The sequence below is a fragment of the Bacillus sp. CCB-MMP212 genome (assembly GCF_022748145.1).
Classification (GTDB): Bacteria; Bacillota; Bacilli; order Bacillales; family Bacillaceae_G; genus Bacillus_A; species Bacillus_A cereus.
Genome location: NZ_JALDQE010000013.1, coordinates 65973 through 92726, shown reverse-complemented (window position 1 = coordinate 92726; position 26754 = coordinate 65973). Strand labels below are relative to the sequence as shown.

The window sequence follows — 26754 nt, the reverse complement described above, 5'->3', positions numbered from 1 at the left end:
ATCATTTATCCTCTCCTAAAAAGTCATCGATTCGTTTATTAGCCAATGTCCAGTACCACCAGTAATCTAACTTGGATGGTACTTTCATATTTTTAATATCACCATTAAAAATGAAACATCGTTCCGGAACATACGCTATTTTCTCAGCAACACCATCTTTTACTTTGAATAACTGTTTGTCGTTTTCGTCTACACTAGCAAACACTCGAAATACCTTTTCATTCATTCTTCTGGTGCCGTATCTAGCATGACTATACTTACTACTAATTTTCACGATCTTTTGGAACTTCACTAACTCAGTACAATTAAATATGGTTTCTTCTGGATCAATGCCCTTTACGAAGTAATTCACGACCGCTTCATTCACGATTGGTAAATCATAATCAAGTGGATTCAATTTCTTTACATACGCACCTTTTGATTTATAGTTACCGTCAGCATCCACTAAGATGTAATTATTAACGTCTTTTTGAATTACTTTTACGAACTCATCGAACTCTAATCCCATTCTTGTACGTTGTTCCCACTCATAACAAATATCATCAATTAAATCGTAATCATCGTAATGACGTAATTTAACCAGGACACCATCGGTGTTTGATTGGATAATCTCACAATGTGGTTCAAGCTTTTCTATTAGATCCAGGAGCAATGTCATTCCACCAATACAAACATTGTTCGCCATAAGTGGATCGTAAAGCCCATTATATTTATCTTTCATGGCCCCATATGTACCATTGATTACAATCTTTAATGGTGCCTGACGTTTATCTTTAGCAGCTTTATATTTTAACCTCGTATCACGAACTTCACGAAACTTTGCAGGGTCTTTTACATTCCTGGATAAATAATCATACTCAATCATAAGTGCCGGATAATAACTCTCTACATCGATATTAAGAAAGTAACCTTCACCGTAATAATTGTTCCTTGCACCATGCAAACCACCCCAAGCAAACAAGTGCGGTACACCAGCAACGTTTAATTCAAGTACTTTGTTGTAATCTTTATTTTCTTTATAGAAGTCCAGGACTTCAGTGTATTTATTAATTTGTAATGTATCTGGAAATGTAAAATCAAATTCATCGTCTCTTGGAACTGCAGGTTGTTTTGAATCCAGGATAAATGCACTTAATTGAGCTTTCGTTTTCGAAATGTTTCTTAACGGAAGATTAAACATTTTTAATAGCTCAACTTGTGATTCAAATTCTGTAATTGTCTCCATGAAAATGTGCATTGTTTCATGTACATCATGACGACAATATTTAATAACTTCTTCAATTTCTTCTTCTGTTAATTCCCGGCTTATATTGAATGACACTGACGTTTCACGAATATCATGACCTTGAAATCCTTCTAATTGTTTCAAAGAGCGAAACTTATTCGTCATAACATCAAAGTTATACAGCTGTATTTTCCAAAAGTCTTTATAAAACTTCCATCCTGGTTGATGATCGATAATAATCCATTCATTAATAGCCTGTGGTGTAAATCCACATATAATTGCTTTTAAAATAAATTGGTCATAATGTCTTGAATTGTAACCAATCCATATGTCATTTTTATGCTCATGATAATAATCAATTAATGCTTGTTCATTATTAACAAATACTTTTTCCGACTGATTGTCGGTATCTGCAATAACTACTAACCAATCATTTGCGAACACTTCAAAGTCATAGAAAAGCATTCTATCACTCCTTTATAAAACGCTTTGCATATCGTAACTGCATTTCAATGTAAGGATCATCATTTTTACCACCACTTACAATCCAATCACTGATTCTTTTCGTAATATCCTCTAAAACTTTTAATGGTAGCTGCGGTGCAATTTTAGTAATTTCATCTAATGGATTAATCTTTATCACCCCAAAATAAAAGGGAGCTCATCGGCTCCCCTTATTCATTTATTCAACTTCAAACACTTCTAAAATCTTGAATTGATCAAAGCCATTTTTATCTGTTTCTTTACTTAGTAAGTATTCAAATTGACTATCGATGTCTTCATGAATATCAAGTACTAGATCCGCATACTCTCCAAAACTAGTGAACTTAACATCATCTTTATCACAGTCCCATAACGCACGTAACATTTCGTTATTTTGGTGGACCTGGAATCCAAACGCCTTATCATTTTGCGGTTGCATCACCTTGTTATAGAAGAGACGTTGCCCTTCATAATCACCTTCCACAATCTTGAACCAAATCGTAAGCATTGGATCGCCTTTTTTAGACTCGGTAAGCTCTAATTTTTCAACTGCTACTTCATATTGACCATCTGGAAGCGGTTCGAAATCACCACCACCGTTTTCTTCTACTTCCTGCACATCGGCAGTTAAAGCTTCTAAATCTACTTTTTTATCAAATTTACCCCAATCAAATTTTTTCTCAGCCATTATTCTTCGTCTCCTTCGTTTTCATTTAATTCATCCATTTCTAATTGCCCAGGAACAACTTCCGTCGTCCCATCCGGTTTAACACTGTACTCCACACCTTCATGTGGTTCACCATGTTCTTCTACTTCTTTCCTAGCTGCAGCACTTTCCATAATTTCACGCGGTGTATCATAACTAAAAGCTAAATCCACCAAGAAGTAAGTACCGTATTTGTTGTGCTTTTCACTGATTTGGAATGATTTTAAATACACATCATCTTTCGCTTCCTCAACGATTTCTTCAGCTTCTTCACGAGTATCTGCATAATGTTTTTCTTTTGAATTCAGTTCTTTTACTGCCATGATTATTCTCCTCTCTTTCTTCTAGTTCTACGTTTAGGCGCTTCTTCTTCAGTCAGTACATTACCATTGACTTCACCTGGCGGTGTATTATCTTCAACCGGCTTACGTTGTCGACGTTGACGTTTTGGTTTTTCTTCTACTGCAGGTTCTTCACTTTCTTCTTTAGCTTTACGAGAACGACGTTCACGCTTCGGCTTTTCTTCTGGTTCATCATCTGCAGGCTCTTCTTCATTTTCAGCAAGCCATTTTTCATAATCTTTTTTAGTACGTTCATCAAAAATGTCATCCTCTAAGAAATCTAATGACTCACCCTTTTTAACTACAACAAAATCTTCAGATCCTTCATGTTGGAAGTACATAGTTTTTTTGGCCACATTTTCTTCATCTTGTGGCTTTTCTTTTTTCTTACGCTCACGTTTTGGCTTTTCAGTTTCACCTGCAGTATCTCCTTGTGCTGCAGTTAACTCTTCAATGAATGCTTCCATATCCAATGGGATTGTATCCACTTGGAAGTCATAACGACCACCACCGAATACATTTTGTTTCTTAGCAAGCTGTAAGAATCGTTTATCATCAGCATCTACATAAGCACGTAATGTTAAATCAACAGTTCCAGAAAGGAAATTCGCTACTTTATCATTGATATTTGGTTTAAATGTTGTACGCTTCGCTCCACCTCTAAGCGTGTACTCTTCAACCTTTTCTTTACTGATATAAATAATTTGGTAACCTAATGCTTTCAAACGTTTCATAGCATTATTAAATTCAGTTGTTACCATTGACCAACCTTTACCGTAAGATCCATCTGATTCATGCTCCCATCCGTTTTTATCAAATACATACACACGGCAATGTTCATAAAGGTCTTCGACCAAATCAATTGATACAGCTTCAAAATCATTTTCCTCAGCTTCTAATTCAGCAACTACATCAAGAAATAAATCCCAAGCTAATTTACGACTTGTAACACGTCCTTTTTTCGTTACTTCATCTTTAATTGAAATAACAGGTGCAGTTGTGTTATCTGTATTACCATCCGTATTTAAGAACAATACGTTATCAACTTTATCTACAAATGTACTTTTCCCAGTGTAGCTATCCGCATAAATCCATAGGTCCGGCTTCGTATCAATCTTTCTTTCACGGCGTTCATTTTTAGGTAAAATCATTTCAATCTCTCCTTTGGTATTTTCAATGGCTTCTAAATAATTTGGTCTGAATCGTGGGTTACAAGCGAAACAGTTTTTACTTTTATTTTTCTTAGAAAAGTCTTTTGTTTTTTCAATTTCATCAATGTTATTCAGAAAATAAATTGTCTTCATTTCATCGAACTCAATTGGTACAAAAGTAAGGTTTGATTCTTCAACTGCTTGAACCAACCGTTTTCTAAACGTGTGTAAATCTTCATCTTGCTTTTGCTTAATACTCGTTTTAGGAACAAACAAGTATGCTAGTCTTTCAACATTGAATCCATCTTGCTTCAAGTAATCCCTATATATGTGTAATTGAGCACTGTCCATATAGTTCTTGATGTGATTGGAATACTTAAAATCAATTACCATACAAGTACCATCAGGAGCTTGTACAATTAAATCAACAAATCCAATGTAGTTAGGTTTATCGATTTTATATTCATGGATCAACTCGCAATCCACGAAATTTTTCTCAAGAAACTCATGTACTTTTGGAATCAAAATTTCAAGTTTCATAGATTCTTCTACAATTGCATCATTCATTACTGGAAATGAATTATAGTATTCGTTTAACGCTGTTTCTACATCATGTTCAATTCCTGTATGTAATGCATGGCCAATGATTAAAGCATTATCAGCCCTTGTTAAATCAGGAATCTCTGTGAGTTTATTGATGTATCGCAATCCAAAATGATATGGGCAATCATTGAATAATGATACTCGTGAGTAAGAGTACTGGGTCATTCAATCACTTCCTTAACAGCATTGAGCACTTCCTCATTAGATCTCTCAACCTGTTCAACATATGACTGTAAGTCTTCCACTTTGCTCTTATCGATTAACAACTCACTGTTAACGATGAATTTTAAAGCACTATGAATACTCTTTGAATACCCTTTAAATCTCCACTTCGATACAGATTTAATGTTTGACTTACTAGAAGGTTTTTCAAGCCTTTCTACTACAACATTTAAACTGTCATACTCTTTTACACGAACATTACCAATTTCAATTAAGACTTGCTTTTCCTTTGGTTTATCCATCAGAACCACCTCTCTTTCCAAGACTCAAAGTCCTTCGGCCTTAAAATGTAAGCTTCACCGCCTGAATCATTAATTTTACGAATGTTATAGAGTTGTAATTTGCTAGGTACTCCAACATCCGTTTTTAATTCAATCCCGTGAAACACTCCATCGATGCACGCTAGAATGTCCGGAATACCTTCTTTCGTGTACTGACTACCAGCCCAATACTTTACGTGCCAAACATCTTTTTCTTTTAAAAACTTAATGACTTGTTTTTGAAACGCTGACTCTCTCATTTACTTCACCGTAAATTTCACGTGTGCGTTTCGGTTCGATACTTTTGGATAATCACCAAGTAGCTCACCATACAGATCTGGTTCTTCAGCTTTTAATTTCGTTATATCTAATGATGTTGAAGTAGTAGCTCCAACTCTAGTAATCTTGATTAAGTCATTATCAATAGACTTGATACCGTGTTCATCCATTGCCTTTTCAAGTTCAGCTTTTAGTTTTTTGGATTGCTCAGCAAGATTCTTTTCTTGTTGCGTATGAATTGCAATTGCTGTCATAACCGCTAAATACTTATTTTCAAAAGCTTGTACTTCATTCATTTACATCGTCCGCCCTTCTAATCATTGGAGTAAGTTCAAATGTCTCATCAACAATACTTTTTATATCAATAGTTAACTCATTAAATGACTTTTGCTTTTCATCATAAAAACCAACTACAATACTTAATGGTTTTACAAATTTAACAATGCAGGGTGTACTAATTTCTGAATATCTTCTATGGTTAAATTTGTTCAACCAATATGCAGTACCACTTCTAATGTTTTCCGTATCAAATTGTGGTTTATTTACTATCAATTACATCTTCCTCCTTCTCAAATAACGCATCTGTGTAATCCTTGCGCTCTTTTAGTACATCTAACATGCGCCATTCTATTGATCCATCTGTAAGCAAGTAATAATAGAAACAAGGTCTTTCTTGTCCAATACGATGTGTTCGTTTCTTACTTTGTTCAAATAACTCACTCTTATCTGTTAGCGTGAAATAAACAATCTTATTGGCTTTCTGTAGGTTTAATCCCATTGCTCCAGCTTGATATTGAATCAAAGTTACACTGTTTTCGAATTTCTCATATGCGCTTAAATCCTTGAGATCTCCGTTAACTGTACTAATTGGTTTTTCAATTAGATCCACTAATGCTTCATATTCCTTTTTAAAGTTGTAAAAGATAATAATTCGGTCATTCGTGCTTTCAACCAGGTCTTTTACATACTGCAATTTGTTTTCGTTATAACTGCCGGCTAATTGTCGTAAATACAATTTCTTTGCTGCAGGTGTATCACCAATCAGTAACTCTTCACCGATCTCTAAAATGTGATGCTTTTTAAATTCCTTATACAATTTGGTACCAGGGATTTTTACTTTCACATCTGTTGTTTCTGGTAAATCAAATACTTCTTCGGTCTTCATAAACACCGCACCGTATTGCTTTAATTTCGCTTTTAAACGTTCGACATTTTTATAGCCGGTGATCTTGTACTTACTATTTCTGTCGTCCCATTCCTGGACCACAAATTGCTTTAAGAACAGCTTTTGATTAATCTTCCAACCTAACAAGTGAAGTTGTGACCATAGTTCTTCATACTTTCCACCTGTCGGTGTTCCTGATAGCAATATGATGTTTTCAGCATTCAATCTCAAAATGAACTTAGTTTGTTTAGACTTATCGTTTTTAATTTTTGAAGACTCGTCCAACATGAGTGTGAAGTTATTTAGCTTCAATAACGCATCACGTCTCCAAGCTCGTTCATAATTGACGATTAACACACTTTCTTCTGGAATTTCTTCCATACGTTGTTTGTCGAACACAATTACTTTGTAGTCATAATGTTGTTCAAAATGCTCTTTCCAGTCGTCTATTTTAGACTTCTGGCAGATTAATAAGTTATACGGTGTATTCAGTTCCCACATCTTTTCAGAGCCTACAAAGGTCTTTCCTAGCCCCATATCAAGGTAGTACGCAACGCGATTATGTTTATATGTATCGTTCAGCGCTCTATCTTGGTGCGGAAATAGTTTCATTTACATCACCAAATTTCATGCTATAATGACCTCAACATGTGTTTTTATTGAACCGTCAGCCCCAACTGGCGGTTTCTCCTTAATCCAAATCAACATCTTCTAAATCCATGTTGTATTCCTCACCCATGTTGTCACTTACACGAACAGAAACTCCAGTTGGATATTCCTGTGCATCGATAATAGTTAACTTTCTTGTAACAGATCCTGTTAAACCGATTAAATCAGTTCTTTTTTTAACCTCATTTTCCACTTAACTCACCTCCCTTCGATTTGAAACCTTACGGTTCATTTCCCTTAGCTGACACTTTGCTTCTAATTCAGTAATAAGTAATAACGCTGGGCTCATTCTCATTTCTGCACATCTTTTTACAACATCTGATGCTTTCATTAATTTACTTGCGGATAATACTCCGTTCATCATTGGTCACCTCTTTTTTATTTTTTTCAGCCTGACGAGCTGCTAAAATACGAGGAACTGAAGTTTTCATAAAAAACTCAGCCATTTTTAACGCCGTTTCCTCACTTGGCGGATTATCCAATATAGTTCGTTCCATCTATCTCACCATCCGCCTCATAAACTTCATGTTTCATGAAGTTAGTTGGCAAAAAAATTTCCTCAATTCCTTTACCGAATCTCTGAGCAATTAAAAACATCTCATTAGCTTTAAATTGAGTAACTCCATATTCTTTATTAACATAAGTTCTCTTATCTACACCTATTAAATCAGCCATATCCTGTTGAGTTAACCTATTATACATACGTAAAGACACCAGTTTGTCTTGCAAAATAATTCACCTCACTTTCGACAACTTCATATTACATGAAGTTATGACATAATTCAACAATAATTTTCATATTTTATGAAATTTAATATTATTTTTCTTGTTTCATGAAATTTTTAGTTTAAAACTTCATGAAATATGATATAATGGATCAAGAAAGGAGGTGAAACTTCATGAAACAAGACGTTTCTAAATATGTAGGTCAACAAATTAAAAACTTTAGGAAACTAAAGAAAATGACCCAAAAAGAATTAGGATTACGAATAGGAAAAAAACATAATACAATTTCATCTTATGAAAATGGGACAAACGAACCTGAACAAGATGTATTATTTGCAATAGCACAAGCATTGGATATATCAATTAATGATTTGTTCCCACCAACAAATGAAGTGTATAAACCAAATACTCCAACTATTTCTTTAGTACGCGAATCTTCATATACTTATGTTCCAACTGCAATTTCAGCTGGTTTACCTCTAGAAATTGATGGAATGACAGAAATGGATTTGGAAACTATACATATTCCTGATTCATTAATGGGGAAATGGGCAGGTAGAGAAGATATCTTTATGACTCGTGTTAATGGTGACTCGATGAATAAAGTTATACCACATACCTCTTTGATTGCCGTAAAAGAAGTTGCTTTAGAGGAACTTTACGATAATGACATAGTTGTTTTTAGTAACGGCTGCGATTATTCTGTAAAACGTTTCTTTAATGATAAACAAAATAAACGATTAATATTCCGACCGGATTCATACGACAATCGTTTCTTTGATTACACAGTTCCTTATGAAGATGCTGCGAATATAAAAATACACGGTAAAGTAGTAATGTACGTAGCTACATTAAACTAATACCTATATTAATTAAATCTTTAGCGCTAGGAATTTAATGGACAGCCCGTACAGCTGTCCTCTTTTTAAAAGGAGAGATAAATAGTGACTGTTGGAATTTATATAAGAGTAAGCACTGAAGAACAAGTACGAGATGGTTTCTCTATTTCAGCTCAACGTGAGAAGCTAAAAGCATATTGCGTGGCACAAGACTGGGATAATTTTAAATTTTATGTAGATGAAGGCGTATCAGCAAAGGATACGAATCGCCCACAATTAAGCATAATGTTAGACCATATCAAAAAAGGATTAATTAATACTGTTTTAGTTTATCGTCTAGATCGTCTAACACGTTCTGTTATGGACCTATACAAACTACTAGATACATTCGATAAATACAATTGTGCTTTTAAATCAGCAACAGAAGTTTATGATACTTCCACGGCTATGGGGAGAATGTTTATTACAATTGTAGCTGCATTAGCTCAATGGGAAAGAGAAAATTTAGGTGAACGTGTAAGAATGGGACAATTAGAAAAGGCTCGCCAAGGAGAATATTCAGCAAAAGCCCCATTTGGATTTGATAAAAATGAGTATAGCAAATTAATTATAAATCCAGAAGAAAGCAAAGTAGTTTTAGATATGGTAAGAAAAATTGAAGAGGGTTACTCTATCAGACAACTCGCCGACCATTTAGACGGCTATATTAAGCCCATAAGAGGTTACAAATGGCATATACGCACCATATTAGATATTCTTTCTAATCACGCCATGTACGGAGCGATAAGGTGGTCTAATGAGATAATAGAGAATGCGCACCAAGGAATCATTACGAAAGATAGATTTATGAAGGTTCAACAACTACTATCTAGTCGCCAAAATTTTAAAAAGCGTAAAACCACTTCTATCTTCATTTTTCAAATGAAATTACTTTGCCCCAATTGCGGAAATCATTTAACTTGTGAAAGAGTAATGTATCATAGAAAAAAAGATAATCAAGATATTGAACATAATCGATATCGTTGTCAGGCTTGTGTTCTAAATAAGAAAAAGGCTTTTTCCTCCAGTGAGAAAAAAATAGAGGTAGCCTTTTTAGATTACATTGAAAAATACAGATTCAAACAGGTACCGAAATTCCAAACAGAAGACAATGAAATTGATATCTTAAAGAAACAATTATCTAAAGTAGAACGACAAAGAGAAAAGTTTCAAAAAGCATGGTCAAACGATCTAATGACAGATGAAGAGTTTGCCAATCGAATGAAAGAAACGAAACAAGCGCTAGAATCGATAAAAGAAAAGTTGAAATCTTTAAGTGCCAATGAAAACGAAAATATAGATGATAATGCTATAAAAGAAATTATAAATAATATTAAAAGTAATTGGTCATATTTATCATCCAATGAGAAAAAACAATTTATGAATATGTTCATAGAGAATATCAAAATTGATAAAAAAGACGGAGTTACAGAAGTATTAGATATAGAATTTTATTAGTGTTTATGTTACATTTACACAAACAAAATGCTCTTGTTGTAAAAAGCGCATTTCTTCCATCATGTATTTCGCACAATCTTCTGGACTTCGAATACTATATCTATTTTGATATTCTAAACGTACCATTCTTCTGCCTAGCTCAAAGGCTGCCATAAGTTGCGATGCCTTTGAAATCCCAATACCATGTATACTAATTAGCTCTTCTAATGTTGCATCTTTCAACATACGTAAGCCATCAAATTGGTGTAAAATTTTATCTGACAACTTTAAAACTGTTTCTTCTTTAGAACCTGTTCTGAGTAACACTGCAAGGAGCTCTCGATTTGATAAACTTCCAGCACCTTCTAACAATAAACGCTCCCGTGGTTGTTCTTCTCTTACAACATCACGAATACCGTTCATCTCTCCACCCCTTTATTTGTTCTCTCAAAGAAAACCCCATGCAATTTTACGCATGGGTTACATCAATATCAAATTGTTTTAATTCTCGAACGAGACGTGCAATTGGTAAGCCAACTACACTATAGTAGTCCCCTTGAATATGTTGAACGAAAATAGACCCTTTACCTTGAATCCCATAACTACCTGCTTTATCAAGAGGTTCTTTCGACGCGACGTATGTATCAATTTCCTCTTCTGTTAATTCCCAAAACGTAACTTCTGTACGCTCATAAAAAGTAACCGTTTTTTCTTTTGATATAATCGCAACACCTGTATACACTTCATGTGTTTTCCCAGATAGTAATTGTAACATCTCTTTCGCCTCATCCTCATTAGAAGGCTTACCAAGGATACGCGACTCATATGTAACAATTGTATCTGCACCTAACACAATGTGATCACTATTATTTTCTGCAACCGCTGATGCTTTTTGCAAGGCAAGCGACATTACAATATCAGAAGGCGATGAATATGCACCAATTGTTTCCTCTACTTCACTTACAACGATTTCAAATGGTACGCTAGCTAACTCAAGCAATTCCTTCCTCCGAGGTGACCCTGAAGCTAAAATTATTTTTTTCATATTTTCTCCTTCCTTTCTCACATGAAGCAGAACAATTTATATCAATCGTATCAAAGGAATAGTTTGCCCACAAATGAAAGAAATATTAATTTCTCTAACTAAAAATAACACTTCTTTATTGCATACGATTATATTCCTGTCATAGAGAAAGCACTTTGCTCTAAATTCAAAAGAAAAGAAAGAAGTACATGTACTTCTTTCTTACTCATTTTATTATCCTATCATTTCACTTTCTACGAAACAATTTTTTCATACGAGAGTAAGCCATCAATAATAACTTGATTTAATTTCGCCAAAGATTCCTTATCCATTTTCCCATCTTTTACTGTTTGTACAGCTACCGACGTATACATATACAGTTTCTTTGCTTCTTCTCGCTTCATACTTTTCCCTTCTTTTTCAATCGCTTTCCATTCTTTTTCAATCACTTCTATATCTTTTGCGCTGCTTTTTCCACCAACTTGTACGCTAGAAGCATATTTTGCTAAATGAGTATATAATGGCTGCACTTTTGTTAAAAATGTTCCTACTTCTTTATCATCTTTCAGCAATGCTTTATCTGTTATATCCCAGTTCTTTTTTAAAACGGAGACACCATCATTTTTATACTTAGTCATTAATTGATTTATAGCCTGTTCATCGCTAGCAATACCAACAACTATTGCATACTTATCCCCGCTCGGTCTCAAAGCACCAATGCCCCCATTGCCTTTCCATTCTTCAAGAGCTGCCTGTCCCTTTTCTTCAGAAGAATAAAGCCCCCCTTGAACAAAGAATAATTTCATCGGATCCAATGACGTTCCTGTCTGCGCCTTTTGTTTTTCTTCTTTCGGTGCTGGTGTTTGTTCTGCCGTTCCACCCACCTTTGATTCTCCATTTCCAGTCGGCCTTGAAGCTGTCACTTCACTTCCTCCTGTCGTTCCTTGTCCAGTAAGTAAATGAAGCATCCCCATTCCAAACGCCGTACCGATAATGATTGCAGTTGCAACGATTACAATTAATGTATTACTCCACTTCTTTCGGTATTTTTCCACAGACATTGATTTCGCTTTTTGAAACGGAACAACATTTTTCGGTCGTTCACTTTCTACTACCATCCATTCAAATTCATCTTTCTTTTTTTCCTCATACTTCGCTTCTGTTCCATTCACTTTCACTGAGATCGTTCGTGATTGCTTGTCCATACACTCACACCTCACCTCTTATCGTTGTCCGCATCATATCATATTCATTTCATAAAAAAACGAGATATTTGTCAGAGGAATTCGCCAAATAACCCTATATATTTATCTTATATGTATGCATTTGACTTCATTTGTAGAACAAAAAAACTAGATAGCAAAGACTATCTAGTTTTTCTCGCAAATATATTTTCGAACTTCAGAAATGAAATAAAGAGAACCTGTTATGACAAAAACATCATTTTCCCCTATCATTTCAACTTTTGTATCAATTGCCTCTTTCCAATTTTCAAAAACTAATTTTGATTCTTTTTGTGAATATGATGCAAGCTTGTCTGCAGAAATAGCACGATCAAAGGCGAATGTTGTAAAAATCATTTCATCTGCAATGGTTTCTAATCGGCCTACCATGTTATGCAATTGTTTATCACCAAGGGCAGTAAATAAAACTATTACATTTTTATCTTTGTAATGCGCTTCTACTGTTTTCACAAGGCTTTCGATACCTTCTGGATTATGAGCACCATCTATAATAATATCCGGGTTACTTTGTAGCTTTTCAAAGCGCCCAATCCAATACGCTTCCCGTAATCCCGTTCTTATTCCCTCTTCCTCAATTAAAAATGATAAATATGTTTTTACATACATTACTGCCATAAGTGCTAGCGCTGCATTTCCTACTTGATGAATACCTTTCATTGAGATTTGCAAATCTTCAAATGCGGTAAAAGGACAAGTAAAATCAAACTGTTCCCCATCTTCGTTAGACTGTTTATGTAACGCTGTAAAATGCTTGCCAAGTTCGTATAAGTTTGCATGGTTTTCCTGTGCAACATTTTGAATGACTTGCAAAGCTTCTTCATCTTTTACACCAGTAATTACCGGCACACCAGACTTAATAATCCCCGCCTTTTCATATGCAATTTCTCCTAGTGTATTCCCTAAAATATGCATATGATCGTGACCGATATTCGTAATAATCGTGAGAACAGGGTGTATAACATTGGTAGAATCAAAACGTCCACCGAGCCCTGTTTCAAATAAAACAACATCACAGAAATTGACTTTACCGAAATAGCAAATTGCCATAACAGTAATAATTTCAAACTCAGTCGCTTCCCCTAAATCCGTTTCATCTAGTTTTTCCACGACTGGTTTTACCATCTTTACGAGTTCAGTAATCTCTTCATCTGCAATTGGTGTTCCATTCACACTAATGCGTTCATTAAATGTTTCGATGTAAGGAGAGGTAAACGTTCCTACCTTATATTTCGCGCCTTCTAACATGTAACGCATATATGTTAACGTTGAACCTTTTCCATTTGTACCAGCAAGATGAATACATTTTATATGACGCTCTGGATTTCCGAGCTCTTCTAGCATCCAATTCATTCTTTCTAATCCTGGTTTAATACCAAATTTCAATCGGCTATGAATCCACCCTATCGCTTCTTCGTATGTATGTATCACGTATGCTTTTCCCCTTTCAAAAGACAACTTTCATAGTTCTATTATACGCAAAGAAAAGAGACTCACCAATATAGTGAGTCTCTAAAAATATTTTTACTTTTCAAGATCTGCTAGACGTTGACGAACTGCTTCGCGTTTTTCTAGGTAATCTTGCTCTTTCGCACGCTCTCCTTCAATAACCGCTGCAGGAGCTTTCGCTACGAAACCTTGGTTAGAAAGTTTCTTCTGTACACGTTCTACTTCTTTATCGAACTTCTCAAGTTCTTTCTCAAGACGAGCTCTCTCTTCATCAAGATTGATAAGATCAGCTAACGGTAAGAATAACTCTGCACCTGATACGATTGCAGTCATTGCTTTTTCTGGCGCTTGTAAGTCCGTTTGAATTGTTAATTCGCTTGGGTTACAGAAACGCTCAATGTAAGAGCTATTTTTCGTAAGTTGAGCAAGTACAGCCTCATCTTTTGCTTTAATTTGCATTTGAACTTTTTTGCTCATTGGCGTATTTACTTCTGCACGAATATTACGAACAGAGCGAATGATATCAACTAGAAGGTGCATTTCTGCCGCAGCTTCCGTATCTTGTAAATCTTCGCGAACTGTTGGCCACGCAGCTACTGTAATAGATTCGCCTTCATGCGGTAAATGTTGCCAAATTTTCTCTGTTACGAATGGCATGAATGGGTGTAATAGACGCATTGTTTGATCTAATACGTAAGCTAAAATAGAACGAGTCGTTTTCTTAGCTGCTTCATCTTCACCGTATAGTGGAAGTTTCGCCATTTCAATGTACCAGTCACAGAAATCATCCCAAATGAAGTTGTATAATGAACGACCAGCTTCACCGAACTCATATTTATCCATGTTACGTGTTACACTCTCGATTGTTTCGTTTAAGCGAGTTAAGATCCACTTATCTGCAACTGATTTTTCACCAGTTAAATCGATTTCTTCATACTTCATATCATCCATGTTCATTAATACGAAACGTGATGCGTTCCAAATTTTATTAATGAAGTTCCAAGTAGATTCTACTTTTTCCATGCTGAAACGTAAATCTTGACCTGGTGCACTTCCTGTTGATAAGAAATAGCGCATTGCATCTGCACCGTACTTCTCGATAACATCCATTGGGTCAATACCGTTACCAAGAGATTTACTCATCTTACGACCTTGCTCATCACGAACTAAACCGTGAATTAATACATCTTTAAATGGACGCTCGCCTGTAAACTCTAAACCTTGGAAAATCATACGAGATACCCAGAAGAAGATGATGTCATAACCCGTTACTAGTGCATCTGTTGAATAGTAACGTTTGAAGTCTGCTGAATCTTCATTTGGCCAACCAAGTGTTGAGAATGGCCATAGCGCTGAACTGAACCATGTATCAAGTACGTCGTTATCTTGATTCCAGTTTTCAATATCTGCTGGTGCTTCTGTACCTACGTATACTTCACCAGTTTCTTTATGGTACCAAGCTGGAATACGGTGTCCCCACCATAATTGACGAGAAATACACCAGTCATGAATATTTTCCATCCATCGTAAATATGTGTTTTCAAAACGCTCTGGTACGAACGTTACTTTTTCTTCTTCTTTTTGTTGAAGCGCTACTGCTTTTTCAGCAAGTGGAGCCATTTTTACGAACCATTGTGTTGATAAGTAAGGCTCAACAACTGCACCGCTACGCTCACTATGACCTACTGAATGCATATGTGGCTCGATTTCTACTAATACGCCAGCTTCTTGTAAGTCTTTCACTAATTCTTTACGGCATTCGAAACGATCCATACCGTTATATTTACCAGCTTTTTCGTTCATCGATCCATCTTCGTTCATTACTAAGATGCGTGGTAAGTCATGACGGTTACCTACTTCAAAGTCGTTCGGGTCATGAGCTGGTGTAATTTTTACAACGCCTGTTCCGAAGTCTTTTTCTACGTACTCATCAGCAATAATCGGAATCTCACGACCTACGATTGGAAGTGTAACTGTTTTTCCGATTAAATGTTTGTAACGATCATCTTCTGGATGAACTGCTACCGCTGTATCACCAAGCATCGTTTCTGGACGAGTAGTAGCAAGGCGAATGTGACCTGAACCGTCTGTTAACGGATAGTTCATATGGTAGAATGCACCTTGAACTTCTTTATGAATTACTTCAATATCAGAAAGAGCTGTGCGTGTTGCTGGATCCCAGTTGATAATATATTCACCGCGGTAAATTAAGCCTTTTTCGTATAATTGAACGAATACTTTATTAACCGCATCAGATAAACCTTCGTCTAATGTGAAACGTTCGCGAGAATAGTCTAGTCCTAAACCGACTTTCCCCCATTGTTGACGAATGTGAGAAGCGTACTCTTCTTTCCACTCCCAAGCTTTTTCAAGGAATTTCTCACGGCCAAGATCGTAACGTGAAATACCTTCTTCACGAAGTTTTCCTTCTACTTTCGCTTGTGTTGCGATACCAGCATGGTCCATTCCTGGAAGCCATAGCACATCGTAACCTTGCATACGCTTCGTACGAGTTAAAATATCTTGAAGAGTTGTATCCCAAGCATGACCTAAGTGTAACTTACCAGTTACGTTCGGAGGTGGAATTACAATTGTATACGGTTGTTTCTTCTCGTCTCCTGTTGCTTCAAAATATTTGCCTTCAAGCCACCATTGATAAAGGCCTTCTTCAACGGACATATGATCATATTTAGTTGGTAAATTCTTTTCCGTGTTTGACATTATTTTCCCTCCTTAAAATAAAAAATGTCCCTCATCCAAAAAGGACGAGGGACATCGCGGTACCACCTTTATTTACAAACAAATTCATAATTTGCTTATACTCTTAATTTGATAACGGACAAATCCGTCTTTTCCTAATGAGAACTATTCTGTTCAGAAAAGATGCTCCAGGGCTACCTTCTAACATAACTATCTAGAGAATCTCCCAGCTACTGATTCTCCTCTCTGAAGACGTTTCATGTTATACTCTTCCCCTTCAAGGCATTTATATGATTGTTAATTATTATATACAATAGTGTAAAAAACGAAACCTTATTCGTCAAGATAAATTTAAAACTATGACTTTTCGGGTGAATATAAAGAAGATAAGTAGCATTCTCTACTTATCTTCTTTATCCCGCTATTTGCGGGCAATAAGACCCCACCTCAAAATTCAGCTGAAGCAAAGAAGTTAGGTTGGAGCCACCCGCTGATTAAAGTTTTACTTTACCCGTTCCCTTGCTGGGCAGCTTGTAATTGTGACAGGAAATATTCTATATTGCTAACGAGCCAATGCGATTGTTGCAAACTCTTTACTCCGCGCAGTTCATTTTCCTCGTTGCGATTATCTCTTCTTTTCTTATAAGACTGGATTTGCCGAATAAATTGCGATGGATACGTCATATACGCAAACATAAGTAGTTGCTCTTCTTTCGTAAAAGGGAAATTTTTTTGATACATTTGAAACCATTCAAACCGATCACTTCTTGCGATTGGATATGTGTTTAAAGACCGTGAATAAAAACCTACTATATCTTGCACAGGCGTTGCAAACTTCGATTTTTCCAAACTAATAAAATAGCCATTTCGCTCATAGTCAAATAAAAAATGATTAAGTGACACGTTACCATGCACAAAAGTAATACGTGTTTTCTCTTTTTCTTTCATCGCATCGTTCCACTCATTTAATTGCTTCGTTGCAAATTCACGCGCTCTCATTACATGATGATAGTACGTACAATATTGTAATTCAAACGGGGACATATACCATTTTGATTCAGATTCTACGAGAAACTCTTCTAACATCTCACCATCATTTTCCCAGCGATCGGATATAGTTGTATAATGTTTTTCTAAATCTTCTTCCGTATATGTTTCTTCCTTCACAGTTTTTTGATGCAACGTTCCAAGTGTCTGAAACATTTTATGGTATTGATCATTATCCTCGCCGTTTCCTTCTGCACGTTCTAACCAAGGCATTAAATAATAATTATACGTCCCGTCACTTAAAATATAATTTCCATCCGTCGCGTGGTATATAGGTACATAATTTGAAAAACCTTTCTCCTTCAAATATTGAATATGATGCAGAAAATTATTCCGCTCTAACTTTCTGCCTTCTATTTTCTTGAGTGCATATGGACCTTGATTCGTATAAATTTTCATTACGCTTCCGTGCTCTTCCATATGCTGCGTATCCAATCTATATTGCCTCACGATAGGTTCATAGTGATTTCGTAATTCAATATCCATACGAATAACCCTTTCTATTCAAAACATAGCCTCTAAGAAAAGAAGCGAGTGAAAACACTCACTTCCTTATTTCGCCTTTACCCTTGAAACGGGAATATAAATAATTTGCCCCGTATTTAAAAATATATCTTCTGTTTGATTGACACGGCACACATTTTGCACAGACGTTTCATAACGTTCTGCAATAGATTCAATTGTATCCCCTTCTTGCACGAAATACATTCTTAACTTTGTAAATTCTTCTTCCGGTTCTTTCGTAAATAGTTTTGTTAAATAAAGCGCATTTTCATCTCGCTGTGAGTACTCTTCTTCTTGTTCTTCCTGCTTTTTCGCTTTTTCTTTCTTGAAATCTTTTCGCCCAAACAATTCAAATTGCGGCGTTGTTTCTTGCTCCTCTTCACGCTCCACAAACTCATGTTCCTCTATCTTCTCTTCTTCTAATTCCTGCTCTTTTCTTTCCTCTAATTGGAACGGTTCAAATGCGTAATCTTCCCACTCATCTGATTCCTTATATGCTGGTTCTTCTACATGCGGCGCCGGTCTATTTTCATCCTCTTGCGCTGAATCTTCTTCTAACTCGGCATACACCGTTTCTTCCTCTTCAGCTTCATCCTCGTTTCTCTCTTCATCACACAAACCGGTAATAGATATATCCGCTAATAATTGTAAGCAACCATTTTCCTTTAATTCATAATCAAATTCCTCAATTGATACATATAGCTCTTCAATTACTTTCACTCGATTTCTCGGAATTGATATTTCAAGCGGAAAGGAATGAACAAGTTCATTAACCCCATCTTCCCTTGTTTCTACATAATCAATTGACTTTGCTGGCGATAGTTCTCTTAATGAATACGCCGAATCATCTTTTCGTGCAACATACTCTCCCGTTAAATCTAATTGCCCTCTCACGATTACTTCATGATCAAGCTCTTCTATCTCAACGTCTGGATCTAACGAAATTGACAAAAGTTCATCGACTTCCTGTCCCTTTTGGAACCAAACAGATTCTTTTAATGAAAATCGTAACGAATGATCTGCAGCCACTTCTTTTCCCCCTCCCAAACTATATGTCATTACAGATTTATGTAGGGAAAGCTTACTTTATGAATAAAAAAAAATCGCCCCCCCTTATGGAGAGCGATTTTTCTCTAATACATTATTTTAATTTTGACATTGCAATTTCAGCTGCTGCAATCGTCGCCTCAATATCTGCGTCACTATGTGCTGTCGATAAGAATAAACCTTCGAATTGAGATGGCGGTAAGAATACACCTTGTTCTACCATTTCACGATAGTAAGCCGCAAAGAATTCTAAGTTTGAAGATTTTGCTGCATCGTAATTAATAACGGGCTCATCTGTAAAGAAAATACCAATCATAGAACCTGCACGGTTAATATGATGTGGAATGCCATGTTTTTCAGCTGCTTTACGTAATCCAGCTTCTAACATTTCAGCTTTACGCTCAAATTCTACATATGATTCTGGCGTTAACTGTACTAACGTTTCATAACCTGCTGCCATTGCAAGTGGATTACCTGATAAAGTACCAGCTTGGTAAATCGGTCCGCTTGGTGCAACTTGGCGCATAATTTCTGCTTTACCACCGTATGCTCCTACTGGTAAACCACCACCGATTACTTTACCTAAGCATGTTAAATCAGGTGTTACGCCATAATAACCTTGGCCACAATTATAAGCTACTCGGAACCCTGTCATTACTTCATCAAAAATAAGCAATGCACCGTTTTGTTCTGTTACTTCACGAAGACCTTCTAAAAATCCAGGCTGCGGAGGAACAACCCCCATATTTCCTGCTACTGGTTCTACAATTACACAAGCAATATCATCACCGAATTGTTCAAACGCGTATTTTACGCTTTCTAAATCGTTATAAGCTACTGTAATCGTATTTTTCGCTACACCTTCTGGTACACCAGGACTATCTGGTAAACCTAAAGTCGCCACACCAGAACCAGCTTTAATTAATAGCGAATCACCATGACCGTGGTAACAACCAATAAATTTCAAGATTTTATTACGACCTGTATAACCACGAGCTAAACGTAGTGCACTCATTGTTGCTTCCGTTCCAGAGTTAACCATACGCACAATCTCAATTGATGGCACGCGCTCAATAACAAGTTTTGCTAATTTATTTTCAATTTCTGTTGGTGCACCGAAGCTTGTACCTCTTTCAGCAACAGATTTTAACGCTTCTACAACACGATCATTTGCATGACCATGAATTAAAGGCCCCCATGATAATACGTAGTCGATGTATTCATTCCCATCAATATCATATACTTTAGAGCCTTTTCCACGCTCCATAAACAACGGATTCATCCCAACAGATTTAAAAGCACGAACCGGGCTATTTACGCCACCAGGCATTAAGTCTTGTGCCTCTTCAAACGCCGCAATCGATTTATCAAACTTTTTCATTATTTAGCGCCTCCTTCTTGTAACCATTTTGCTGCATCTTTCGCATGATACGTAATAATTAAGTCTGCTCCTGCACGTTTCATACTAATTAATTTTTCAAGAACAACTTCTTTTTCATTAATCCAGCCATTTTGCGCTGCCGCTTTAATCATCGAATATTCACCACTTACATTATAAGCGACAACTGGTAAATTAAAGTTATTTTTCACATCACGAACGATATCTAAGTAAGAAAGAGCTGGTTTTACGATTAAGAAATCTGCACCTTCCATTACATCTGATTCTGCTTCACGGAATGCTTCCATACGGTTTGCCGGATCCATTTGATATGTTTTACGGTCACCAAATTGCGGTGCACCGTGCGCAGCATCACGGAATGGTCCATAAAATGCTGATGAATATTTCACAGCGTACGACATAACTGGCACGTGTCCAAAACCACTTTCGTCTAATGCATGGCGAATTGCTGTTACGAAGCCGTCCATCATGTTTGATGGCGCAATAATGTCCGCTCCTGCTTTCGCTTGACTTACAGCTGTTTTCGCAAGAACTGCAAGAGACTCGTCATTTAAAATAATACCATCTTCAATTACACCGCAATGACCATGGCTTGTAAATTGACATAAACATGTGTCTGCGACTACTACTAGCTCAGGGAAATCACCTTTAATTTGCTGAATAGCACGTTGTACAATTCCATGATCACAATATGCTGATGATCCAACTTCATCCTTTTCAGCAGGTAAACCAAATACAATAACAGAACGAATACCTAAATCAACAACTTCTTGCATTTCAGCTTGCAATAAATCTAAAGAAATTTGATATACGCCTGGCATAGAAGGAACTTCATTACGAACATTTTCACCTTCTAATACAAAAATAGGGTAAATAAAATCTTCCGTATGTAAAAACGTTTCACGCACAAGCGCACGCATGCCCCCGCTTTGTCTTAAACGACGATGACGATTAAATTGTAAAGAGTTCATAGATTTCTATCCCCATTCTTTCATTTTATAGATTCACAAACACATTGTAGTAATGCTTCTACAGTGTACTCTTTCGGCACAATAACAGACGGAAAATAACGACTTGCCTCTTTTTCCGTAATAGGTCCTATACAAGCAATTGTACATTTTTTTGTCCATTCTCTCCAGTTTGCACCCTCAAGTAAACGAACAAAACTAGTAACAGTTGAAGGACTCGTAAATGTAATAATGTCTACTGCTCCTAACTTCAACGCTGCTATAAGCTCTTGCTTTTTTTCTACATTCACTTTCGTACCGTATACGATCAACTCATCTAGAGAAACACCAATTTCCCGAAGTTTAACTGGTATTACATCTCTTGCTAAATTTCCTTTTGGAAATAAAATACGTTCATTTCCACTTAATTCTTTTAGAAACTCTTCGGCAAATGCTTCTGCAACAAATGAATTCGGGACAAAATGAACTTGATAGCCCCTTTTTTCTAACTCTAATTTTGTTTTCACACCTACCGCAGCGATTTTAATGGTTAGTGGTAGTTTCTTTTTTAAACTATCTAGAAAAAAAGCTACACCATTTCTGCTCGTAAAAATAACCCAGTCGTATGAATGTAGCTGCTCTTCAATATGTTGAATTTGCCTATGAGACATACCTTCCATACGCAAAAGCGGAATTTCCAATGGAATTCCGCTCTTTTCTTTCACTGCTACACTCATTTGTTTCGCTTGATGCTGGGCACGTGTAATCAATACCGTTTTTCCAGCGAGAGCGTTCATATTTATTGTTGCTCCTTATTTGCAGCAAGAATGAGTTCTTTGGCGCCTTGTTTAATTAAACGGTCCGCGGCCTCTAATCCTACTTCTTCAGGATTAGTACCCACTACTGTCTCTTTTAATAAAACAGAGCCATCCATAGAGCCGACAAGAGCTGTTAATTCGATTGCATCGTTTTCTATAAGGGTTGCATATCCAGCGATTGGAACTTGGCATCCACCTTCAAGTTTATGAAGAAATACTCGCTCCGCTGCCACTGTTCTTTCTGTTATCGCATCATTAATATGCGCTAACAATTGCAATAAATCCTTATCATCCTCACGACATTCAATCGCTAATGCACCTTGTCCTACAGCAGGTACACATAACGTTTCATCTAAATGTTCTGTAATAACTTCATCATCCCAGCCCATTCTTTGTAATCCAGCTGTCGCTAAAATAATCGCATCGTAATCTTCTTCTTTTAATTTACGTAAACGTGTATCGATATTCCCGCGAATCCACTTCACTTGTAAATCTGGTCTCGCAGCGAGTAGCTGTGCACTACGTCTTAAACTACTCGTACCTAAAATAGCACCTTCCGCTAACTCTTTAAACGATGCTCCATTTTTTGAGATAAAAGCATCCCGAGGGTCAACACGCTTTGGTGTACAGCCAATCATTAAACCTTCTGGAAGTACAGCCGGCATATCTTTCATACTATGTACAGCCATATCGATTTCTTTCGTAAGTAACGCATGCTCAATTTCTTTAACGAACAAGCCTTTTCCGCCTACTTTTGAAAGAGTAACATCTAAAATAACATCACCTTTTGTGACAATTTCTTTCACTTCAAATTCATATGGTAGACCTAGCGCTTTTAACTGATCAATAAACCAGTTTGTTTGCGTTAATGCTAGTTTACTCTTTCGTGACCCTACAATAATTTTGCGCATAATTCTCTCTCCTCATTATAAATACCAAAAGTGGAAATTGGATAAACTGCTTAATAGAAAAATGTTTACTAGCATTACGAGAAACGATCCGATATTCCACTGTACAATTTTCTTACCTTGCAACACATCTGCCGCTCGTAAATATAAACCTGTGCAATACACAAATAGAACGACAAAAGATCCGATTACTTTCGTATCATACCAATGGAAATTGTCCAATTTTGTATATCCCCATATACACCCCAATAAAATTGCTAGTAAGAAAAATGGAACAGAAAATAAATTTAATCCGTAAGACGTAGATTCAAGCTTCGGTAAATTCCCTAACCTTCTTAATCTCGCATTCCACTTTTTCTTTTTTAATAGGCGATATTGCAGTAAATACATAATAGAAAAAATAAACGATACCGTAAACGTTGCATAAGAAATAATCGCCATTCCAACATGCACGTATACAAGTTCTGAAACTAATTGCTCTGCAAGTACTGGCGACATCTTTCCGAGCGGTGTAAAAATAGAAAAAGCGCTTACGCCAAATGCAACAACATTTGTAAAGAAGACTAAAAAGTCAACGCGCATAAATCGATTTATGACTAACGACATCGTAATCAATAACCAAACATAAAAATAAATCCCTGATAATAAAGTTAAAATGGGATTCGTTTCTGAATCTGTCGCCCTAAGCAACATAAAAATAGACTGCAATACCCATACAATCGAAAGTAACCAAAAAGCAAATCGGTTCGCCTTTCGGTTACTTTGGAAATAATCTATAAAATATAAACTAATGCTACAAGCATATAAAATAATTGCAATATGATAAATAATACTGTTATTTAAAAAACTCATCCGATCATCCTTCCAAATTATAAAGATGGAACGGATGGTGTCCACACTCTTTTATGTTCTACTTCTTCCGCACGACTCTCTACTTCTTCCGTTTCTAAATCAAAAATCTTTGCAAATAACGCTAGTTTTTCGCTCGCTCCCTCTTCAGCAGCTATTTCTTTTGCTACTAAAATTGGGTCTTTTAATAATTGATTAATAATACTTTTCGTATGCTTACTAATAACTTTTTTCTCACGGTCACTAAGGTTTGGTATTTTTCGCTCTAGGCTTACCATCGTTTCACTTTGGATTGCAAGTGCCTTATCACGAAGAGCTGATATTAATGGAACAACACCAAGTGTACTTAACCACGTTTTAAATAGAACAATTTCCTCTTCAATCATAAATTGAATTTTCTCTGCTTCTTTCAAACGCTCAGCACGGTTTGCCTCCACTACTCCTTGCAGATCATCAATGTCATACAAGAAAGAACCTTCTAGCTCATCAATCGCTGGATCAATATCACGTGGCACTGCAATGTCAACCATAAACAAAGGACGACCAGAGCGCATTTTCTCCACCTTTGTCATCATCTCTTTCGTAATGACATACTCAGATGCACCAGTTGAACTAATTAAAATATCTGCTTCTAATAATGCACATTGTAATTCGCTTAACGATTTTGCATGTCCCATATATTTCTCAGCCATTACTTCTGCTTTCGAAAGCGTCCTATTCATAACTGTTACTTTACGAGCACCACTTCCATATAAGTTTTGTAGTGCAAGTTCGCCCATTTTACCAGCACCAAGAATAAGCACGTGACAATCCGTTAACTCGCCAAATATTTTCTTTCCAAGCTCAACAGCAGCATAACTAACAGACATCGCACTTTCACCAATTGTTGTTTCTGAGTGGGCACGTTTTGCTAATGTAATGACTTGCTTAAACAATTCATTAAAAATTGTGCCTGTTGCTTTAACTTGTTGTGCTTCTAAAAAGCTATCTTTTATTTGGCCTAAAATCTGTGTTTCTCCCACTACCATAGAATCTAAACCGCACGTTACGCGGAATAAATGGTCTATTGCACCATCTTGTTCAAAAATAGTTAAATATGGTGCGACTTCTTCTATTTCAAGCTGAAACCAATCAGCTAAAAATTTCTTAATATAATACCGTCCCGTGTGTAATTGATCGACAACAGCATAAATCTCAGTGCGATTACAAGTTGATACAATGACATTCTCTAACACGCTCTTTTGATTTTGTAATGTAGTCATCGCTCGCTCTAGCTCTGCTGCCTGAAATGTGAGTTTCTCACGAAATTCTACAGGGGCTGTTCGATAATTTACACTAACAACAAGAATATGCACGCAGCATGTCCCCCTTCACCCGTTTTATCACTTTATCTACTATCATAATACAACTTTCCTCTTATGAATCTGACAATCGTGTGAACAACCGATTATTTTTTAATTATTCTCCGTATGTAATAAAGGAGATTCAGCAAACTAATAAAAAAACTTCTACTTTATAATGATTATAAATTAATAACTCTATTTGTACGTTACCAAAAAAAGTCCTCATAATCAAGTGATGGAAACTATTCCATATAAATTATAACATCATCTTTCCTATCTTCTTTCATCATGAAGGAAAATATGTATGATTGTTCCAAAATGTAGCAAACACTTTCTCAATACAATGTATTTGACATTTTATTTCTTTTTCGTTATATTGATTTTACAAGATTAAATTGTGCACAACTTAATAAGAAGGGAGTTATGTATGACAGAGGACTCTTTGCATCTAGATAACCAACTTTGTTTTTCTATTTATGCCTGTTCTAGAGAGGTTACTCGTTTTTATCGACCTTATTTAGAAGAGATGGGTATTACGTATCCCCAGTACATTACTTTACTCGTACTATGGGAGCAAGATGGACTAACAGTAAAAGAAATTGGAGAGCGTCTATTTTTAGATTCCGGTACGTTAACACCTATGTTAAAACGAATGGAATCATTAACACTTGTAAAACGTGTTCGTTCCAAAGAAGACGAGCGAAAAGTTTGTATTGAATTAACAGAACAAGGTAAAAATTTAAAGGAAAAGGCTTGTTCATTACCGACAACAATGGCTACAAACTTAGGAATTACAGAGCAAGAATATCGCTCTTTATTAATTCAACTAAATAAACTAATTGAAACAATGAAAACAATTAATGATGGAAAAGGGGAATAAATATGGATAAATTATATACTGCTTCAGTAACAGCAACAGGTGGAAGAAATGGGAAAGTAGTTTCAGATGATGGCATATTAAATCTTGATGTGAAAATGCCGAAAGCACTAGGTGGTGCAGGTGGAGAAGCAACAAATCCAGAACAACTATTTGCAGCTGGTTATGCAGCTTGTTTCGATAGTGCATTACAACTTGTCATTCGTACAAAACGTATGAAAGTAGAAAGTACAGAAGTAACCGCTCACGTTTCTATCGGAAAAGATACAGATGGTGGTTTTGGCCTATCTGCCGTGCTTGATGTACATGTCGCTGGCGTTTCACATAGCGAAGCACAAGAACTTGTAGAAGCGGCTCACGGTGTATGTCCTTACTCTAAAGCAACACGAGGTAATATTGAAGTTACATTAAACGTACGTTAACAGCTTATATAAAGAAAAAAACGCGCGACATTCG

General features: G+C 36.2%; 30 protein-coding genes, 1 pseudogene and 1 other annotated feature. Of the genes and pseudogenes, 4 read left to right on the top strand and 27 right to left on the bottom strand.

Annotated features, from left to right (window positions below; genetic code table 11):
- Position 1 precedes the first annotated feature (1 nt).
- The 14 genes from MRP26_RS26505 to MRP26_RS26440 form a co-directional block, all read right to left on the bottom strand.
- Complete coding sequence (locus MRP26_RS26505) at positions 2–1690, bottom strand: hypothetical protein (RefSeq protein WP_242807089.1); 1689 nt, start codon at positions 1688–1690, stop codon at positions 2–4.
- Between the two features lie 4 nt (positions 1691–1694).
- Positions 1695–1868, bottom strand: coding sequence for a DUF6877 family protein (locus MRP26_RS26500; protein ID WP_242807124.1), 174 nt, complete (start codon positions 1866–1868; stop codon positions 1695–1697).
- Positions 1869–1907: 39 nt separating this feature from the next.
- Positions 1908–2396, bottom strand: a complete 489-nt coding sequence (locus tag MRP26_RS26495) for a DUF669 domain-containing protein (protein WP_097919382.1) — start codon at positions 2394–2396, stop codon at positions 1908–1910.
- Positions 2396–2737, bottom strand: coding sequence for an organic solvent tolerance protein OstA (locus tag MRP26_RS26490; protein ID WP_242807087.1), 342 nt, complete (start codon positions 2735–2737; stop codon positions 2396–2398). Before MRP26_RS26490 ends, MRP26_RS26495 begins: the two co-directional genes overlap by 1 nt.
- A gap of 2 nt (positions 2738–2739) precedes the next feature.
- Complete coding sequence (locus MRP26_RS26485) at positions 2740–4674, bottom strand: AAA family ATPase (protein ID WP_242807085.1); 1935 nt, start codon at positions 4672–4674, stop codon at positions 2740–2742.
- Entirely contained in the window at positions 4671–4973 is a 303-nt protein-coding gene (locus MRP26_RS26480; RefSeq protein WP_242807083.1) for a hypothetical protein, read from the bottom strand. Before MRP26_RS26480 ends, MRP26_RS26485 begins: the two co-directional genes overlap by 4 nt.
- The gene (locus MRP26_RS26475; RefSeq protein ID WP_033699198.1) at positions 4973–5251 is read right to left on the bottom strand and encodes a nuclease; all 279 of its coding nucleotides are present in this window, start codon (positions 5249–5251) and stop codon (positions 4973–4975) included. Before MRP26_RS26475 ends, MRP26_RS26480 begins: the two co-directional genes overlap by 1 nt.
- Positions 5252–5566, bottom strand: a complete 315-nt coding sequence (locus tag MRP26_RS26470; RefSeq protein WP_242807081.1) for a hypothetical protein — start codon at positions 5564–5566, stop codon at positions 5252–5254.
- Positions 5559–5822: a hypothetical protein gene (locus tag MRP26_RS26465; RefSeq protein WP_242807079.1), complete on the bottom strand. Its 264-nt coding sequence runs from the start codon at positions 5820–5822 to the stop codon at positions 5559–5561. Before MRP26_RS26465 ends, MRP26_RS26470 begins: the two co-directional genes overlap by 8 nt.
- Positions 5809–7047, bottom strand: coding sequence for an SNF2-related protein (locus MRP26_RS26460; protein ID WP_242807077.1), 1239 nt, complete (start codon positions 7045–7047; stop codon positions 5809–5811). Before MRP26_RS26460 ends, MRP26_RS26465 begins: the two co-directional genes overlap by 14 nt.
- Before the next feature lie 79 nt (positions 7048–7126).
- Positions 7127–7297: a hypothetical protein gene (locus tag MRP26_RS26455; protein WP_176520345.1), complete on the bottom strand. Its 171-nt coding sequence runs from the start codon at positions 7295–7297 to the stop codon at positions 7127–7129.
- Positions 7298–7468 (bottom strand): hypothetical protein, encoded by a 171-nt coding sequence (locus MRP26_RS26450; RefSeq protein WP_180227020.1) that lies wholly within the window; start codon positions 7466–7468, stop codon positions 7298–7300.
- On the bottom strand, positions 7440–7601 hold the full coding sequence (locus MRP26_RS26445; protein ID WP_165375031.1) for a hypothetical protein: 162 nt from the start codon (positions 7599–7601) through the stop codon (positions 7440–7442). The genes MRP26_RS26450 and MRP26_RS26445 overlap by 29 nt, the downstream gene beginning before the upstream one ends.
- Positions 7579–7833, bottom strand: coding sequence for a helix-turn-helix transcriptional regulator (locus MRP26_RS26440; RefSeq protein WP_242807075.1), 255 nt, complete (start codon positions 7831–7833; stop codon positions 7579–7581). Before MRP26_RS26440 ends, MRP26_RS26445 begins: the two co-directional genes overlap by 23 nt.
- A gap of 170 nt (positions 7834–8003) precedes the next feature.
- On the opposite strand from MRP26_RS26440, the gene MRP26_RS26435 reads away from it, so the two are divergent.
- Both MRP26_RS26435 and MRP26_RS26430 read left to right on the top strand, forming a co-directional pair.
- On the top strand, positions 8004–8690 hold the full coding sequence (locus MRP26_RS26435; protein WP_098213899.1) for a helix-turn-helix domain-containing protein: 687 nt from the start codon (positions 8004–8006) through the stop codon (positions 8688–8690).
- Positions 8691–8774: 84 nt separating this feature from the next.
- Positions 8775–10166, top strand: a complete 1392-nt coding sequence (locus MRP26_RS26430; protein WP_242807073.1) for a recombinase family protein — start codon at positions 8775–8777, stop codon at positions 10164–10166.
- Between the two features lie 15 nt (positions 10167–10181).
- Here MRP26_RS26430 and MRP26_RS26425 read toward each other — a convergent pair.
- The 13 genes and pseudogenes from MRP26_RS26425 to hemA form a co-directional block, all read right to left on the bottom strand.
- Positions 10182–10568: pseudogene (locus MRP26_RS26425) on the bottom strand (UPF0758 domain-containing protein); the annotation flags it as partial.
- A gap of 46 nt (positions 10569–10614) precedes the next feature.
- A complete protein-coding gene (locus MRP26_RS26420) occupies positions 10615–11190 on the bottom strand; it encodes a Maf family protein (RefSeq protein ID WP_029443367.1) in 576 nt (191 codons plus the stop codon).
- 233 nt (positions 11191–11423) lie between these two features.
- The gene (locus MRP26_RS26415) at positions 11424–12374 is read right to left on the bottom strand and encodes a stage II sporulation protein B (protein WP_197242785.1); all 951 of its coding nucleotides are present in this window, start codon (positions 12372–12374) and stop codon (positions 11424–11426) included.
- A gap of 165 nt (positions 12375–12539) precedes the next feature.
- On the bottom strand, positions 12540–13841 hold the full coding sequence (locus MRP26_RS26410; RefSeq protein WP_197242786.1) for a bifunctional folylpolyglutamate synthase/dihydrofolate synthase: 1302 nt from the start codon (positions 13839–13841) through the stop codon (positions 12540–12542).
- A 93-nt stretch (positions 13842–13934) separates the two neighbouring features.
- On the bottom strand, positions 13935–16580 hold the full coding sequence (locus MRP26_RS26405) for a valine--tRNA ligase (RefSeq protein WP_000072222.1): 2646 nt from the start codon (positions 16578–16580) through the stop codon (positions 13935–13937).
- A 37-nt stretch (positions 16581–16617) separates the two neighbouring features.
- Positions 16618–16849, bottom strand: a binding site (T-box leader).
- A 217-nt stretch (positions 16850–17066) separates the two neighbouring features.
- Positions 17067–18092 (bottom strand): spore coat protein YsxE, encoded by a 1026-nt coding sequence (gene ysxE, locus MRP26_RS26400; RefSeq protein WP_000350660.1) that lies wholly within the window; start codon positions 18090–18092, stop codon positions 17067–17069.
- A gap of 66 nt (positions 18093–18158) precedes the next feature.
- Positions 18159–19169: a stage VI sporulation protein D gene (gene spoVID, locus MRP26_RS26395; protein ID WP_003271973.1), complete on the bottom strand. Its 1011-nt coding sequence runs from the start codon at positions 19167–19169 to the stop codon at positions 18159–18161.
- An 82-nt stretch (positions 19170–19251) separates the two neighbouring features.
- Positions 19252–20538, bottom strand: coding sequence for a glutamate-1-semialdehyde 2,1-aminomutase (hemL, locus tag MRP26_RS26390; RefSeq protein ID WP_000712942.1), 1287 nt, complete (start codon positions 20536–20538; stop codon positions 19252–19254).
- Entirely contained in the window at positions 20538–21527 is a 990-nt protein-coding gene (gene hemB / locus MRP26_RS26385; protein WP_089171803.1) for a porphobilinogen synthase, read from the bottom strand. Before hemB ends, hemL begins: the two co-directional genes overlap by 1 nt.
- 20 nt (positions 21528–21547) lie before the next feature.
- The gene (gene hemD / locus MRP26_RS26380) at positions 21548–22300 is read right to left on the bottom strand and encodes a uroporphyrinogen-III synthase (RefSeq protein ID WP_197242789.1); all 753 of its coding nucleotides are present in this window, start codon (positions 22298–22300) and stop codon (positions 21548–21550) included.
- 2 nt (positions 22301–22302) lie between these two features.
- Complete coding sequence (gene hemC, locus MRP26_RS26375; protein ID WP_242807071.1) at positions 22303–23232, bottom strand: hydroxymethylbilane synthase; 930 nt, start codon at positions 23230–23232, stop codon at positions 22303–22305.
- A 15-nt stretch (positions 23233–23247) separates the two neighbouring features.
- Entirely contained in the window at positions 23248–24081 is an 834-nt protein-coding gene (locus MRP26_RS26370; RefSeq protein ID WP_000009005.1) for a cytochrome c biogenesis protein, read from the bottom strand.
- Positions 24082–24098: 17 nt separating this feature from the next.
- Complete coding sequence (gene hemA / locus MRP26_RS26365) at positions 24099–25433, bottom strand: glutamyl-tRNA reductase (RefSeq protein WP_000547868.1); 1335 nt, start codon at positions 25431–25433, stop codon at positions 24099–24101.
- A 415-nt stretch (positions 25434–25848) separates the two neighbouring features.
- Between hemA and MRP26_RS26360 the strand changes: the two genes are divergently transcribed.
- Both MRP26_RS26360 and MRP26_RS26355 read left to right on the top strand, forming a co-directional pair.
- Positions 25849–26301: a MarR family winged helix-turn-helix transcriptional regulator gene (locus tag MRP26_RS26360; protein WP_016080166.1), complete on the top strand. Its 453-nt coding sequence runs from the start codon at positions 25849–25851 to the stop codon at positions 26299–26301.
- Positions 26302–26303: 2 nt separating this feature from the next.
- Complete coding sequence (locus MRP26_RS26355) at positions 26304–26720, top strand: organic hydroperoxide resistance protein (RefSeq protein WP_000359774.1); 417 nt, start codon at positions 26304–26306, stop codon at positions 26718–26720.
- Positions 26721–26754 lie beyond the last annotated feature (34 nt).